Annotated in this window: 18 protein-coding genes and 1 pseudogene; 10 read left to right on the top strand and 9 right to left on the bottom strand. The window is 39.4% G+C overall.

Features of this window, described 5'->3' with window-relative positions; translation table 11 throughout:
* Positions 1–268 precede the first annotated feature (268 nt).
* From ETV65_RS11395 to tnpA, 3 genes are all read left to right on the top strand, one after another.
* Entirely contained in the window at positions 269–850 is a 582-nt protein-coding gene (locus ETV65_RS11395) for a hypothetical protein (RefSeq protein ID WP_129952962.1), read from the top strand.
* Positions 851–864: 14 nt separating this feature from the next.
* The gene (locus ETV65_RS11390; RefSeq protein ID WP_129952961.1) at positions 865–1140 is read left to right on the top strand and encodes a hypothetical protein; all 276 of its coding nucleotides are present in this window, start codon (positions 865–867) and stop codon (positions 1138–1140) included.
* A gap of 222 nt (positions 1141–1362) precedes the next feature.
* A complete protein-coding gene (tnpA, locus tag ETV65_RS11385; protein ID WP_129952960.1) occupies positions 1363–1800 on the top strand; it encodes an IS200/IS605 family transposase in 438 nt (145 codons plus the stop codon).
* 93 nt (positions 1801–1893) lie between these two features.
* Here the strand turns inward: tnpA and ETV65_RS11380 are convergent, their stop codons facing one another.
* The 3 genes from ETV65_RS11380 to mobQ form a co-directional block, all read right to left on the bottom strand.
* Positions 1894–3267, bottom strand: coding sequence for a hypothetical protein (locus ETV65_RS11380; protein ID WP_129952959.1), 1374 nt, complete (start codon positions 3265–3267; stop codon positions 1894–1896).
* Positions 3268–3311: 44 nt separating this feature from the next.
* The gene (locus ETV65_RS11375; protein WP_129952958.1) at positions 3312–3869 is read right to left on the bottom strand and encodes a hypothetical protein; all 558 of its coding nucleotides are present in this window, start codon (positions 3867–3869) and stop codon (positions 3312–3314) included.
* A gap of 237 nt (positions 3870–4106) precedes the next feature.
* Positions 4107–5501: a MobQ family relaxase gene (gene mobQ / locus ETV65_RS11370; protein ID WP_129952957.1), complete on the bottom strand. Its 1395-nt coding sequence runs from the start codon at positions 5499–5501 to the stop codon at positions 4107–4109.
* A gap of 624 nt (positions 5502–6125) precedes the next feature.
* On the opposite strand from mobQ, the gene ETV65_RS11365 reads away from it, so the two are divergent.
* Positions 6126–6368 (top strand): hypothetical protein, encoded by a 243-nt coding sequence (locus tag ETV65_RS11365; RefSeq protein ID WP_129952956.1) that lies wholly within the window; start codon positions 6126–6128, stop codon positions 6366–6368.
* 11 nt (positions 6369–6379) lie between these two features.
* On the top strand, positions 6380–6664 hold the full coding sequence (locus ETV65_RS11360) for a conjugal transfer protein TraD (protein ID WP_129952955.1): 285 nt from the start codon (positions 6380–6382) through the stop codon (positions 6662–6664).
* 228 nt (positions 6665–6892) lie between these two features.
* Here ETV65_RS11360 and ETV65_RS11355 read toward each other — a convergent pair whose 3' ends face one another.
* The 6 genes and pseudogenes from ETV65_RS11355 to ETV65_RS11335 all read right to left on the bottom strand — a co-directional run bounded on the left by ETV65_RS11355 (position 6893) and on the right by ETV65_RS11335 (position 12095).
* Positions 6893–7546, bottom strand: a complete 654-nt coding sequence (locus tag ETV65_RS11355) for a hypothetical protein (RefSeq protein ID WP_129952954.1) — start codon at positions 7544–7546, stop codon at positions 6893–6895.
* Positions 7547–7555: 9 nt separating this feature from the next.
* The gene (locus tag ETV65_RS11350; RefSeq protein ID WP_129952953.1) at positions 7556–8782 is read right to left on the bottom strand and encodes an AAA family ATPase; all 1227 of its coding nucleotides are present in this window, start codon (positions 8780–8782) and stop codon (positions 7556–7558) included.
* A 168-nt stretch (positions 8783–8950) separates the two neighbouring features.
* Positions 8951–9535 carry a tyrosine-type recombinase/integrase gene (locus ETV65_RS25160; protein WP_276320338.1) on the bottom strand — a complete coding sequence of 195 codons (585 nt, stop codon included), beginning with the start codon at positions 9533–9535 and terminating at the stop codon, positions 8951–8953.
* A gap of 60 nt (positions 9536–9595) precedes the next feature.
* Positions 9596–10180, bottom strand: a pseudogene (locus tag ETV65_RS25155) (integrase arm-type DNA-binding domain-containing protein); the annotation flags it as partial.
* Positions 10181–10439: 259 nt separating this feature from the next.
* The gene (locus ETV65_RS11340) at positions 10440–11531 is read right to left on the bottom strand and encodes a site-specific integrase (RefSeq protein ID WP_129952952.1); all 1092 of its coding nucleotides are present in this window, start codon (positions 11529–11531) and stop codon (positions 10440–10442) included.
* A 3-nt stretch (positions 11532–11534) separates the two neighbouring features.
* A complete protein-coding gene (locus ETV65_RS11335) occupies positions 11535–12095 on the bottom strand; it encodes a phage repressor protein CI (RefSeq protein WP_129952951.1) in 561 nt (186 codons plus the stop codon).
* Between the two features lie 148 nt (positions 12096–12243).
* Between ETV65_RS11335 and ETV65_RS11330 the strand changes: the two genes are divergently transcribed.
* Genes ETV65_RS11330 through ETV65_RS11310 form a run of 5 tightly spaced genes read left to right on the top strand, consistent with a single transcriptional unit; the run spans position 12244 to position 14018 of the window.
* Positions 12244–12525: a hypothetical protein gene (locus tag ETV65_RS11330; protein ID WP_129952950.1), complete on the top strand. Its 282-nt coding sequence runs from the start codon at positions 12244–12246 to the stop codon at positions 12523–12525.
* A gap of 2 nt (positions 12526–12527) precedes the next feature.
* The gene (locus ETV65_RS11325; protein WP_129952949.1) at positions 12528–13037 is read left to right on the top strand and encodes a phage regulatory CII family protein; all 510 of its coding nucleotides are present in this window, start codon (positions 12528–12530) and stop codon (positions 13035–13037) included.
* 9 nt (positions 13038–13046) lie between these two features.
* Positions 13047–13250 carry a phage filamentation protein Fil family protein gene (locus ETV65_RS11320; RefSeq protein ID WP_119261211.1) on the top strand — a complete coding sequence of 68 codons (204 nt, stop codon included), beginning with the start codon at positions 13047–13049 and terminating at the stop codon, positions 13248–13250.
* Between the two features lie 2 nt (positions 13251–13252).
* Positions 13253–13579: a hypothetical protein gene (locus tag ETV65_RS11315; protein WP_129952948.1), complete on the top strand. Its 327-nt coding sequence runs from the start codon at positions 13253–13255 to the stop codon at positions 13577–13579.
* 7 nt (positions 13580–13586) lie between these two features.
* Positions 13587–14018, top strand: coding sequence for a hypothetical protein (locus ETV65_RS11310; protein ID WP_129952947.1), 432 nt, complete (start codon positions 13587–13589; stop codon positions 14016–14018).
* The last annotated feature ends 12 nt before the right edge of the window (positions 14019–14030 follow it).

Here is a 14030-nt window from a genome sequence, read left to right as displayed (position 1 = left end):
TCGATTTAACAGATCGATAAATCAATATTGATAGTTTTTAACGATTAAAAATGGATTATTGATCGGTTTTATAATTGATTTAATCGATCGATTATTTGTTTATGATAGTTGAAATCTATCATTGGTTTGTTTTTGAGCGTTACAAACGATATGACGAACAGCAAAAATAATTGAATGCTATCAATTGATTAAACAGCTTATACAGCCCTGTGAAGGTAACTCGCGGGTAGGGCTGTCTTTGAGCAACTTTTACTTTATGGAGATAGGTATGAAAGTAAGGAAGATGATACCGCTGCTTTTAACTGCTGCTGTCCTGTCTGGATGCCAACAGCTTAACGATGGCGTGAATAGTGTTAACGGTGCGATTAACTCTTCATTGTCGTCATTGAACAGTGCCGTCGATAAAACGCTGGGTGTTTCAGGTTCAACTCAAAGCTCTGGCCCGGTATCCTCAGTTGCGGGTATTGGTCCTGTCTGCAAAGACTATGAAGAAAATGCAATGGCAGCAGAGAAGAGCTGGACGGGTAAACGGATCTCAATTGCTAATGCCACTGTTCTTGAAGTCACTAAAGGCAGGAGTGCCAGCGATATGATGACAGGTATGGAAAAAGCATCTCATGCAAATTATTACCTGCTCTTCAAAACATCAGATACCAGCTACTGCGGCGGTATGGTGTGGATCAAGTATTACTCAGGCCTTGATGATGTTGTGCTTACCTACAAGAAAGGCCAGAAGGTCAGCATTACTGGGACTATCAACAACTTCGAAGTTCGGGGTTTCACTACAGTAAACAATGCCGATATGCCAGTTCGTCTCGTTGTCCTCAAAGACGGCACTATCAGCCATTAATTAAGGATTAAGAAATGGAAAGCAATATGATTAAATGCCCCTACTGCTTTAAGGAAAGCCAGAGTGGCGTTCACGTTTGCACGGGATGCCAAGCTTCAGTGCTGTATGGCACATTTCCGGGCTGGTATGCTTTTATAGTTATATTCCTGTCCTTCGGCCTGTCAGCATTGATTGGTATGGGGTCGGGAATGGCAGGGGCAACTATTAGTTTGCCAATAATAGCTGCTGTGGGGTTTGCAGCGGGTAAGGCTATTTTCTCTGATAATGTTGTTTTCAGGCGAAGATTATAGTTGATTATTTAATTAAAAATAACACTTTTACATTCAATAAAATATATTTCATCACCTATTTATATATTGTAAAGATGGGGTGTGCACGCAACACCCCATCTTATTATTTCTAAATGAATACCACGTCCTATGGACGTGGTTATCGACTTTTTGGCTCTGCCAGTAATGCTACTCATGGGAAAATCCGAATCTGTTATCCCCATAACTGATAAGGATTTAACCATGAGTAGGTTCGAAAAAGCATCGCATGTGCTATGGCATTGTCAATATCATATAGTCTGGACGCCCAAGTGCCGATTTCGAATACTGAAGAACAATGTAGGGAAAGAAGTTTACAGACAAATCAGGATATTAAGTCAGCAACTTCACATTGAAATAGTGGAACTGAATGTACAGCTAGATCATGTCCATTTGCTGGTAAAGATCCCGCCGAAATTGTCAGTATCGGAAGTGATGGGACACCTAAAAGGGAGAACAGCGATACGGTTGTTTAATAAATTCCCCTATTTAAGAAAACATAAGCTGTGGGGAAATCACTTTTGGGCGAAGGGATACTGTGTGGACACCGTAGGTGTGAATGCAGAAATGATCCGTAAATATGTGAAGTACCAAGAGAAACACGAACAAGAAGAGAATCAATTAAGTCTGAATGGAATGTGAAGCGAAGACCCTACGGGTTGGAGCTTAGTACGCCCCTATGGGGCGCCAAAGCAATGCCGCCTTCTACGAAGGCGGATTTTTACTTAGAAATAATTATCGTTTGGAAATGGTGAGGAAATTATTAACTATATCAGCATGATTTATCTGATGTTCTGATAAAGACCAATATGATTCATCATCAATTATTGCTTTGTTATTATTTTTTTGGAAGTTGAAATAGAATGCCCTTGTTGAGAAGCTTGAAAGTATTTTCCCTTTTTCGGTCAAATTATAATAGTCTTTAGAATTTTTGTCGACAAGATTATGCTCAATTAGTTTATTCATAATATGGTTAAAATCGTTAGAGCGAACAAATGCTAAACGCCCTTCATCACCTATAATGTTTTTTGATAAATGGTCTCTCTTAGTACAACAATCTGTGAGCGCGCCATAAATTATAGGTTCATGAGAATGATGTCTAACACAAGCCAATATATCAACGGCTAATGGGAATGGGCATATTTTGAAAACTAATGAATGTAGATCTATAAGTTTCTGAGATCTACACAATGTGTCAACAGCGGATTTAGCGATATATTCCTGAATGACTTTTTCACTCGTTTTCGTATCAAAACCTTTTGGATGGACGTTTTCTAAAAGAGTCTTTAAAAGAGCCAACCCTTCCCTCATATTACCCTCACAAATGGGGCTTATAGTTTCATCACATATCAATGAATTAAATGGTATTTTAGGCGATCCCTCGTCTTGAAAGGCTTTAGTGATACGATGTGTTATTAAAAGCTGCAACGATATTTTTGGAAAGTCGTATGGGTCAGGGAAAAATTCTTCGACTCTTTTTTTTGTATCACCAGTATAGTTTTCTAAAGTAACTCGCCTTATGGATAACCATTTTTTAACAGAACTAACCTCAAGACTTCTTAAGAGATGGTCGATAACTTTTACTACATCCTCATCTGGCAAAAGATCAACATCATCTACTGCAAATATCATTATTTTTTTAAATTTATCTTTATTGGCTTTATAGAAGAAAGTCGCGAGATTCATTGTTTCCTTACTTGAAAGATTCTGCGACTCTATTCTAATGAAATCATCTAAAAAGCCATTGACATTAAAAAACTCTTTCCATGCGATAATTATATTTTTATTGATCTCAGACTTATATGATTCTTCTTCTGTCAAGCCATCTGATTTATTTATATGATATATAAAAAAGAAAAATTTATTTAATGGATTGTTATCTTTTTTTTCACTCATAAATTTTAGAGCATACAAGAATGATGTTTTTCCAGCTCCCGGACGTCCAAGAATTCTAATATTTTGGCTTTCTATACCATTATATTCTAAGGTGGCTTCTAAATTGCTATATAACGTAGCAATTTCATTGGTTATAAAATAATCACGTTCGAAGTTTTTTCTTTCTAGAACAGTATGACAACTTCCTAAGTTAGGTAAACCTGACCAATTCAAGACCTTGAACCAGTCTCTTATAGAGGGAGCGCTAGTGAACATAATCAACCTATTAGTATGCTAAAGACATTCGAAATTGTTGATGAAAATATTAGAATCAAAGAAATATAAAAAACTAACGTCAGAAACAGACGTTTATAATTATTTTCTTTATTACACAAATTAAATTTCATCATTGATAAACTGCGTATTGCTTTATCTTCGCCGAGCAGTTTTTTTGTATAATCAATTGACTCAAAATTTATAGGGACTGAAAAGTATCCATCTCTATCCTTACTGATTTTAGGAGCATTATCTTCCAACACCTTGAACTCAGAAACCCAGTCAACATTATCTGCAATCTTTAAAATTTCACTTGAATATTGGTGACCATCTTTGAAGTCTTTTATAAGCGGTGGTATGGATACTTCTGTATATATAAATCCAGTTAATGACAATAAAGCTCCCAATAGTATCACTGGATAACTTGATGGAATAAAATGAATTGAGTTATATATTAAGGATATTGGTGTAGCTAAAGATATTATAAGTAATGTCTTCCCTAGAATTCCATTATATAAGCTATATACGGAACGCCATGATAACGCGAATTTATTTAACATAAAAACTTCTATTCTTATTAGAAACATATAACACGATTTTAATTTCTCTGAAAATTTCAACTTAGAATTACATCCGTATCATGGAAGAATGAAAATTATACATTTTAAGGCTACTAAATCAAGAGAAATACGTTGAAACATCCATTACTTTATTGGTATCCCATAAATATAAAATTAAATAAAAGTTATAGTTATCAATAAGTTAATTTTGCTTGACAATTGGTAATCAGAACATTACTACTCATTGCCAAACTTTGATGAAGTAATCTTCGTGAAGCTACTATTTTTAATACGTGTCTGGATGTGAAAAGCGAAACCATCATCAAATTCTATGTAATTACTGCTAACCCGACTCGGATAGCAGTACCTATCGTCCTTGGTTGGCTTGTAATCATCAGCGTTAAATCTTGCACGTCTCTCAAACTCAGCGCGTGGCACATAGATACCCTGCACTTCATCAAACACGTAGTTTTCAGCAATACGTCTATTGTGTTCAGTATCATCATGAACCACAACCGGTTTCTTCTTGGCCCAGATAAGTTTTTGTTTGAAAAAATCTACGACTAATGCTGTAAAACGTCTAAAGATACCATCATGGCGGGGTTCAACTTGCTTCCTCTTACTTTTGACAGGAGCGCTTTTAATCGCTCCGGCTTTTACAGAGGATGGGGTTTTCAATTGAGTGCGTGTATGGAGTATAGGAGCAACCAGAACAGGCTTTTGGTATTCCGATGAACCTGACTGAGAACCCGTATCAGGCAATATTATTCCAACAGATTCAAGAAGCTCCGACACAATGAAGCTTCTGAGGTCAACAACGATCTGAAGATCCAAATCTTTGAAAGCATTGTATGTGGTCAGTGCTTCCTGTTTTATCTCATCACGAACAGCCTGTTCAGCAGCTCGTTGTTCCTGAGCCTCCTCACGGTTCCACTTAGCACGATGAATACGCTGCATGGGTGGACGGCTGGTTAACGTCGCCTTGGCAAGCCATAACGCTTTTGCTTCAATATCCACGGTAGTTGCAGCGCTTTCGATTGCTTCAATGTGTTGAGCATCGATGGAACGGTGATCAATACGTTCTGACGCTTCTGAAGCTTCAAGGTAGCTATTGGTGAGTGCAGACCACGCTTCGCGCCAGAGTAATACATTTTTCTTATCGTTCCAGTTTCTTTCTTTTTTGGTAAAATCCTGAGCCGTAATTGGTTTTAAAGTCAACATAACGTGAGCGTGTGGATTTTTACCGTCGAGGTCGTGGAAAGCGATATCAGCAATCATTCCCTTATCAACGAAATTTTTCTGGCAGTATTCGACAACCAATTTTATCTTGTCAGGATTGTTAAGCTCACAGGGAATAGCAACATCAAAATAACGGGCTGTTTGCCCATCCTTTTGGCGCTCAATTCTTTCGACTTCATTCCATAAGGTTGTTGAGCTTTCAATAATATGAGATGGCGCGGAAACAGGAGCTAATATCTGATGATGGGATAAATCTGTTCTGTGGCTAAAATCGTAAGTATTACCTGTGCGATCATCTGTGATTCTTGATCTGTTATGATAAGCAGCCTTACTACAGGAAGACATGCCCTCGGAACGTTTTACAATTTTAAAATCCAGATGAAAAATCGCCATAAAATAAAAACCTCAAATATAACTATGCTGCTGTTAGTTTTTCGTAAGAGAAACTCTGGTGTTGACATTGACCTTTCTTTTAGCCTGCGGCAGGCAACTGTCGGTAGACCCCACACGCTCACGAAGTGAGTGTATAGGTGGGCATTGTTTTTTCTAACAATGTAAAAACCGCTTACTTAATTAATACAAAATATATTAATAACTGTAAAATGATGAAAGAGCAAAACGCCTAATTAAGCTGCGCTATCTGGACAAAGGGGCGAAGTATTCCGGTATAGCAGATATGTTATTTTTAGATGGGGCGGAAATAATTAATAAACATATGTGTTATTCGATGATCTTAGTAGACGTGTGAAATTAAAATAACAAGCATACAAAAATAAGTAACGTGGAGAGTATCAGGTAAAATAGTTAGTTGTTGCTATCATATGGTGTTGTTATATTTCATTTTTCTTGATTAGCAGCAGAGAAGACCAGAGGCTATTGTTTAGCTATCATTAAGTTAACATCTATTTTAATCAATAATTTGGATGAGATTGTAATTTGTAAAATAAAATAGGAATGCCTATTGTTATTTTTCAAAAATATGTTAAAAAGTAATGAGTTATAATTAAAGGAGGTCTTATGTATAAAAATAATGACGAAGCTATCGACTGGGAAGTAAAAAGACTGCTCGATGATGGGATCTACACTGATACAGAACAAGCCTATTTAGCAGCAGAGAAAATAGTAAGCCAGATTAGGGAACAAGCAAAGCAACGCCAGATTAAGCAACAGTTTAAATTTCGTATTAAGTCAATCAAGAAACAACTGATCCGTGGTTATGACTATGCTGATATCCCTTATTCAAAAAGAAATAAACATTAGGGATAAAAGTTATGACAATAAAAAACATCAAACAGCAAATTGCTTCAGCTCAGGAGCGTTTATACTTCTTGGAAGCTAAAAAGAAATATCAAACAAAAAAAGAAAATACTCAACAGAAAATTATTTTCGGTGCAGAGGTTGCCAAAGTATTAGGATGTGATATTAGTGCAGTTGATAAGGCTCTGGTCTTTGGGATTTTGCTGGAGCTACCTAAGCTTGATGAAAACGATATTCAATTATGCCGAGCGCAGGGTCGAGTATATATCGATAATGTTATAAACAAGCCAGCGCAGTGAATTTCCTTTTCTCATCCAAACGGTGAATCGACCTAAAACTTGTTTTTAGGTTGGTGAGCTGTTGAGTTAGTTTAATAGTGGGGTGTAGGAGTTTTAATATGCTCGATAAATAACCCTATTTATAAATTTTAATTTATTATTTCGCAGGTGACTTTTTTATTATATATAATTAGAGACGATATCTTTGCTAAAGGCAAAAAAGGGCCTTATGGCCCTTTTGTTTTCTATTCAATCCATCAGAGGGGATAGTAATTTATCTAAATCTTCATCATCTTTTATCATCCAACGACAAAAGGCTGAGTAAGGATAGGTTTTTTTTATCATAACTTTAATTTTATTGAACGCATTTTCTTTTTCTTCATCGGTTGAGTCTTCGCTATAATATGCAATCATATGCTGTGTAAGTTTGTGTGTTGTCTGGACAACTTGTGCTCGAAGAGAGCGGGCTGTAAGTCTTTTATTCATTGTATTATCATTATTGTAAATTTCATCTAGCAATTGGGCTGTTTCAATAGTCTTATCATCATAGAATTGAGGTGTAATAATAAATTTTTTAGCTTTAGGAGAAAATCCGGGTATTAATTTCACTTTATCCCAGACACTTCCTGAACAACAATCAAGAAGATTATCATATTTTGTTAGTTTGATGTTGTTGCAGCGTGAGCATACTAAATATAAGTTATTCCATGAGAATTTTTTTCTTAAATCCCCCATGTGAGGATCAAAATGCTCAATATTTATATCTAAAGGTTTCTTAGTTTCACATAAATAACATTTTTCATGGAAGCATTCTTGTAGTGCCGAATGAACGTCATCGCCATCATATTTTTTCTGGGCCAATAATGAATTAGGTGCAGGCCTTGTTCTCATTACATTGAACATGATTATTTCCTACTGACTAATATTTTTTTTAGTTTTAATCAATTTCAACTGTGCTGCATCAAGGAAGGCTTGAGTATCTGAGCTCATATTTTCCTTTTCAGAGGATAAAGAAGATATGATTTTTTCTAGTTCATTAATATTATCTGATGTTATATTTTTAGCCAAGTTTTCGATGCGAGTTAGTTTATCTGTTAGCGCATGGGAATCTGGTAAAACACCGAATATTTCTTCCATGACTACACCATATGAGTAAGATGACACGTCTATTATCTGTTCATTAGCTGTGAGGTCATAAATAACTGAGTTAGTAACGGACGTGACTACAAAGGGAGAATGAGTTGTTACGATAAATTGAATTTTTGGAAATGATTTAATGAAAAAACGCAATATCTGTTTTTGTAGAGACACATGTAAATGAGCATCAATTTCATCAATAAATATAATTCCTTGTATGTTATCAGGTGAAACTCCCCACATCTCGACCCTCATAATTAGATCAGTATAAATACTTAAGATCGATGAGTATCCTGCTGACAGTGTTTGGAATGTATATTTATCTTTCCCTTCTTGATGTAGATAAAATTTTTCATCTTTTGTATCAAACTCCAAAATTAGATTTGAATCTTCAAATAATGATTGCAAATCTGTTTCGATTTTATCGAACCAGTCTTTGATTCGATTTGCTTCGGCTTCATTTTTATCAAAGGCTATTGCATAACTTTGATTTTTTTTCAAACTTAGCAAGTAACTTTCAAAGAATTGGCTCCCATCTTTGTCATTAGCAAAATGCCTATTTTCTTCAACAAGCACTGAGTGTTTTGGTGCTTGAACTGGCGATGAGATCGCCGATTGTCTTGTCGCGCTATGGAACCTTAGCAAAGACCGAGTGTCTTTGTTATCAATAGAATTTATATCGATTTTAAAATCATTGATTTCATTTAGTCGGGCTTTATGTTTTTCCAACTCACTGCTGTAATAATTATAGTTTCCGGCATCTCTACCAATATTATTTAATTGATTTTCACAGTTGTTAATTTGATTTGTTAAAAATTGAACGTTATTGTTGTTTGGGTCATCTATTCCTTTCTTTAGGTAGTTATAAATGGCTGTTATAAAACTTGTTTTGCCACAACCATTACCTCCCGTAATAATTAGGCTCATTCCATCTAACTTAATGTCAACTCTTTTTCTTGAATATGGAATTGGAATATTTATCTTGGAAATGCTACAAAGCATAAAATGCCCCTTAAAAGGTTAATGTAAATAGCTCAGTATCTTATTTATAACTTTATCACTGTTTCGGTAAATTGAAACCTTATGCTTTTAATTAACCTACATCCGACTTCTTGGCTCGATGTAATGAATAAACGATTTACATTTTTCAACGCAACTGGAGTGCTGTTCTCAAGCCACCATTGCTTTAAATTTTTTTGCCTGAACATAATCTCCCCACCACTGCATTAGCGTTGCTCTTTCCGCCAGATACTCAGCTCGGTTGTATGCCGCAACAATCTCATCCCTTTTGGAGTGAGCAAGAGCAGCTTCAAGAACGTCTGTTCTGAACTTACCGCATTCCTCAGCTGCTGTCCTTGCTATAGATCGCATACCGTGGGCAACCAGTTCACCGCCAAGCCCCATAAGGATTAGTGCTGCATTAGCAGTTTGCTCATGCATATGGGTCAGTGGCGTTTTTATGCTGGGGAACACCCATTCACGATGACTGCTGATAGGCTGCATATTTTCGAGTATACGGAGTGCTTCTTTGCTGAGAGGCACTTTATGCAGACGTTTCATCTTCATAAATTCAGGTGGGATGTTCCAGATTTTGTTCTCTATATCGATATCTGCCCACCGAGCGCGCACAGCTTCCCCCGGACGGACCCACGTCAACAATTGCCACTCAATTAGCATACGGGTTTCCAGACGGACTGAGGCATTAGCTAGAGCAGCCATAAATCTTGGCAACTCGTTGGGGGGAAGGGCTGGCATGTTTTGTTTTTTGGGTTTGCTGAAGCGCTGGCCAAGGTTATCAGCAGGATTGAACTCAATGAGTTCTTCTGTCGCGGCGTAACGGAAAATTTCGTTCAGGCGGGAAATGATACGGCGTAAGGTTTCGAGAACACCACGTTGCTCAATGGGATCAAGATGCTGCTTCAATAGTTTAGGACGGATCTCTTTTATTGGAACATTTCCAAGACCGGGGAAGATATTTCGTTCAAGACTACGCCAGATATCAACTGCGTGGTCTTTAGATATACCGGAAGTCTTAATCTTCTCATCCAACTACTTCCGAGCAACTGCTTGGAGCGTTTGTTCGGTAGCATCTTTTAGAGCATTAGCTTTATCTGTGTTGTGGATCTGAGGGTCAGTGCCATTAGCAAGCAAGGATAGATATTCATCACGTAAAGCTCTTGCTCTTGCTAACGTGAGGTGAGGGTAGGTCCCAAGGCTCATCTTCGTGCGTTTTTTAGTTATCGGCACTGCATATCTGAAATACCAATTCTTCTTCCCTCCTTTAGAGAGGGGAGCGATTCGTAGGATCAAACCATCACCGTCAAACAAGTTGATTTCTTTGTCGGCTGGCGTGGTGCTTTTGATTTCAGTGTCAGTAAGCTTCTTAGCGATTTTTGCCATTTTTGGGACCCTCGGTTTTTGGACCCTTCTTAGTGGGTCCCATTCAGGGTGCCATAACTGATAGTTCTCAGCAATTCTCACTGGACGACAATAGACGTAAAAAAGCCCGCAGAGCTTGTGCTGTGCGGGCTTAGTAGACTTCATTGTACTTCAAACAACTAAAAAGTGGTGGAGCTGGGGGGATTTGAACCCCCGTCCGAAATTACTACATTTTTAATCTGCTTTTGATATATAACATAATTCTTTATTATTCATTGACTTAGTTAGTATCTGTTAGTATCTCTTGGTTGCTTTTTGTATCCTCTGCCGCCATTTTGTCGCCATTTTTGCTGTGCCAATTTAGGTTTGCAAGAGGGTTTTTTGTTGTTGCGTCTTCCAGGTGTTCCAGGGCGAAATGTGCGTATACCATGGTCATTTTAATGTCCGCATGCCCTAAGATATCTCTAAGGACTAAGATGTTTCCGCCATTCATCATAAAGTGGCTCGCAAAGGTGTGACGCAGCACATGAGTACATTGCCCTTCCGGCAGAATGATGCCTGCTCTCCTAACGGCTCTCTCAAACGCTTTTCGGCAGGGTGAGAAAATTGCACCACGTTTTTTAGGTATTTCGTCGTATAGCTCTTTGGTAATGGGAACAGTTCGGTTTTTTTTGCCTTTGGTTTTGATGAAGGTGATCCGATACTTTGAAATCTGCTGCCCTTCTAACTTTTCCGCTTCACTCCATCGTGCCCCAGTTGATAGGCATATCTTCGCCACCTTTATAAGGTCTGGATTCAAAGACTCCTCACAGGCATCTAACAAACGCTTTATTTCAAGGTCTTCCAGAAAAGTAAGCTCTGTCTCATGAATTCGGAAAAGCGGTAGCCCGGTTAACGGGTTCGGCGCAGTCCAGTGGCCGAGTTTACGCAGAGTGCCAAAAACCGCAGATAGGTTTAACTGCTCAAGGTTAACCGTCCGCGGTTTTACTTTTGGCAGTAGCTTTCCTTCACTTGTTACAAGTTCTCCATTTAACCTTTTTTCACGGTACTTTGAGAAATCAGCCGCCGTTACTTCTGTGGCCAAGGGGTCACCGAGTCCGTCACATATGACTTTAAGCTTAGCGTTCATCTTCTTAGGGGCGGCAAGGGTTTGCCCGTAAAGTGAATCCCAGAGTTTGATCAGATCAGAAAGCTTTCTTCTATCCGCTTTTTCTCCCATCCACGGTTTACTGCTCGCTTCTTCCATTGTGAAGGTTTCGAAAGCGGCCGCCTCGCCTTTAGTAGCAAATAATCTCCTAACGCGCTTCCCTTTACGTCCGTTGGGATAGCATTCACACAGCCATTGCCCATCTGGTTGCTTTCTGATCGCCATAACTTAAGCCTTACTAAACGTGCCTGCCACTTTGGCAATGATTTTTATTTCGTCTAAATTGCAGTCAAAGGGAACTCCACCACCTTGGACGCGCACCTTTTTCACAGGGATGAAAGCCAATTCCCGAATACTATATTTCCCTTCAATGTTGACTAACCATTCACCGTCTGAAAATTCTGATTCCTTTTTATCAACAATGTAGGTTTTCGTTTCGCTTCTAATTACATGAGGCGCGGCAAGATTGTTGGGAAGAAAAACCTTATCAAACATCATGTAACCTGATTGTTTTAACTCCCCCCCCTCCAGTACGTAACTCTCCAGCCGAACGATATCGGATTTTGAGTGTTCGTATTTGACGCCTTCACCTGTTGCTAGCCATTGCAAAGAAACACCTGTTTCAAGGGCGCATCGAATAACTAGATGTGCAGGGAAATAATCCCGCTTCAACCAGGTTGCCAATGTGCTAGATGCAATTTCAACATGCCGACAAAGGTCATTTTTGAAGCGAAATCCATAAGCATCCATCATTCGGTCAATGGCTTCTACTCCACCTGTTTCAAACATAATTGCTCTCATATACGAATAAAATGATTGACTGTTCGTATTTGAAACATTATAAAGTGAATGCTCTCATATACGAGTAAATGCGAATCTATGCCAAGAAACGCGAACAGATACGAACTGATACGAAGAAAACAAGGGATATTGCACGATGAATGAATCTATTTCAATCGAGATTCCGAGCCTTTGGGTTTATCCAGACCAATTTGCCGCTTTAGAAAACATGTCAAAACATACTGTTTATAAGTGGAAAGAATTTGGGAAGCTGAAAATCATCCCTAAAAAAATCGCCAAAGGTAAAACCAAGGCAGGCGGAAAGATTCAAATCAAATATTACGAATATAAATATCAGCAACTTAAGGCGATGGGATTCTCCGACATCGTTGTCAATGTTGTTGGATGGGACAAGTTTGCCGCCAAAAAAGAGGCATAACTATGTTTGATTATCAAACATCCATACATCCCCATTTGGATACAGCTTGCCGCCGCTTCTCACTGGCGCACAACCTAACCGAGGTTGCTGCCGTTATGGGTATTTCTGCCCAGGTGTTACGCAACAAACTGAATCCAGACCAGCCGCACCGTTTAACAGTAAACGAGCTGATCATGCTGACGGATATCACTGATGATTCGGCGGTTCTGGATGGTTTGTTGGCACAACTGAAATGTTTACCTGCTGTGCCAGTGAATGAAGCGAAACCAAATAATTTACCGATGCACGCTCTGAGTGCTACGGCCGCAATCGGTGTTATTGCCGGTGAGGCCATTTCCCCCGCGCCTATGACGCAATCACGTAGAAACGCCATTTTAGACCGAGCCAATCAGGCGATCCGCGATCTGTCCTTGCTCGTTGTGTCTGTTGAGTCGCGTTTTCACACCACGCCGGTGCTGGCATCCGCAATGGACGTAATCAGTTCATGCGGCGTCATGCCTGGCCTGAACTGAGGCTATTCGATGAAAGTTTTCGCACAACTATTAAAGCAACAATCGCCAACGGCTCAACTGCAAAGCTATGGCCACGGTTGGCTTGAACTGCCAAACGGTCAGCGCTGGCAACCGGCCGCAAGCAAAGTGGCGTTTCTAAGTGGTTGCCGTCACCCGATGGTGAAGATTAAGCGCCGCCCTTGGTGGTTCCGCCTGATGGGATTAAGGGGGTAAGCGTGGAACAGCAATTGCCGAAATGGATTGGTGAAGCCCGAAAGATGATTTCAGGCACTGAAAACCGGGTGAAACATTATTGGGAAAATCTTCCAGAAGATGAACGCCGCGATCTCTGTTTCCTCTCCCAGCTGAAAAGGCGCCATGTGAAATGTGCCTGGGACGATTTGACCGAAGCGGAAAAAATCGCGCTGTGGCAGGGCGTTTTGAAGGTCAGAAAAATGCAGCAACAAACCCGTTTGCTGACGCCGGAAGATTTCAAAGGCGTTGTTGTTTGCAGTGTTAGCCGTCGGGCTGACGAACAAAAAATTTCAAATCCGATGCACTGAGGGAAGTATGAAAATTATCACCGTAGACGAAATTGGTTTGATCGAATCATTCGCAGCTTTTGGCGTTAAGTTCAATTACAGCCGTTTATTCCTGAGTAAATGCCATGTGTCAAAAGGCCGCGTTGCGCTGACGCCTTTCATGTTCAATGACACGGTTCACCTTGATAACCCGCACCAATGGTTTGCGGCCAATGCTGCGTTTTGGGTTCGCGCCTATCGTGAGTCTGAAACGTTGGTCGAACAAGTCGAAACAATGGCCAGCATTCGCGCCCTGTATTTTTTGGCCGGTTCTTTGGGGCAAGGTCATGCTCATGCGCTGATCAGCACCTGGTTTGATACGACCAAGGAATTGCACGGCATGGGGGCGCTTAACCTGTCACCGCTTGCGCCGCTTCCTAAAAAATACGAAACAACGATTTCCCCGCTTAGGTTTCATTAATTGAATCTTTCG

This window comes from Rahnella sp. RFA10(1/100), assembly GCF_004195115.1.
GTDB lineage: Bacteria > Pseudomonadota > Gammaproteobacteria > Enterobacterales > Enterobacteriaceae > Rahnella > Rahnella perminowiae.
Note: the sequence above shows the minus strand (reverse complement) of the source record. Positions and strands in the feature narration are given on the sequence as shown.

Coding starts and splice junctions, on each gene's coding strand:
- ETV65_RS11395 (WP_129952962.1), top strand. CDS start 269: ATGAAAGTAAGGAAGATGATACCGCTGCTTTTAACTGCTGCTGTCCTG.
- ETV65_RS11390 (WP_129952961.1), top strand. CDS start 865: ATGGAAAGCAATATGATTAAATGCCCCTACTGCTTTAAGGAAAGCCAG.
- tnpA (WP_129952960.1), top strand. CDS start 1,363: ATGAGTAGGTTCGAAAAAGCATCGCATGTGCTATGGCATTGTCAATAT.
- ETV65_RS11375 (WP_129952958.1), bottom strand. CDS start 3,869: ATGTTAAATAAATTCGCGTTATCATGGCGTTCCGTATATAGCTTATAT.
- mobQ (WP_129952957.1), bottom strand. CDS start 5,501: ATGGCGATTTTTCATCTGGATTTTAAAATTGTAAAACGTTCCGAGGGC.
- ETV65_RS11365 (WP_129952956.1), top strand. CDS start 6,126: ATGTATAAAAATAATGACGAAGCTATCGACTGGGAAGTAAAAAGACTG.
- ETV65_RS11360 (WP_129952955.1), top strand. CDS start 6,380: ATGACAATAAAAAACATCAAACAGCAAATTGCTTCAGCTCAGGAGCGT.
- ETV65_RS11355 (WP_129952954.1), bottom strand. CDS start 7,546: ATGTTCAATGTAATGAGAACAAGGCCTGCACCTAATTCATTATTGGCC.
- ETV65_RS11350 (WP_129952953.1), bottom strand. CDS start 8,782: ATGCTTTGTAGCATTTCCAAGATAAATATTCCAATTCCATATTCAAGA.
- ETV65_RS25160 (WP_276320338.1), bottom strand. CDS start 9,535: ATGCCAGCCCTTCCCCCCAACGAGTTGCCAAGATTTATGGCTGCTCTA.
- ETV65_RS11340 (WP_129952952.1), bottom strand. CDS start 11,531: ATGGCGATCAGAAAGCAACCAGATGGGCAATGGCTGTGTGAATGCTAT.
- ETV65_RS11335 (WP_129952951.1), bottom strand. CDS start 12,095: ATGTTTGAAACAGGTGGAGTAGAAGCCATTGACCGAATGATGGATGCT.
- ETV65_RS11330 (WP_129952950.1), top strand. CDS start 12,244: ATGAATGAATCTATTTCAATCGAGATTCCGAGCCTTTGGGTTTATCCA.
- ETV65_RS11325 (WP_129952949.1), top strand. CDS start 12,528: ATGTTTGATTATCAAACATCCATACATCCCCATTTGGATACAGCTTGC.
- ETV65_RS11320 (WP_119261211.1), top strand. CDS start 13,047: ATGAAAGTTTTCGCACAACTATTAAAGCAACAATCGCCAACGGCTCAA.
- ETV65_RS11310 (WP_129952947.1), top strand. CDS start 13,587: ATGAAAATTATCACCGTAGACGAAATTGGTTTGATCGAATCATTCGCA.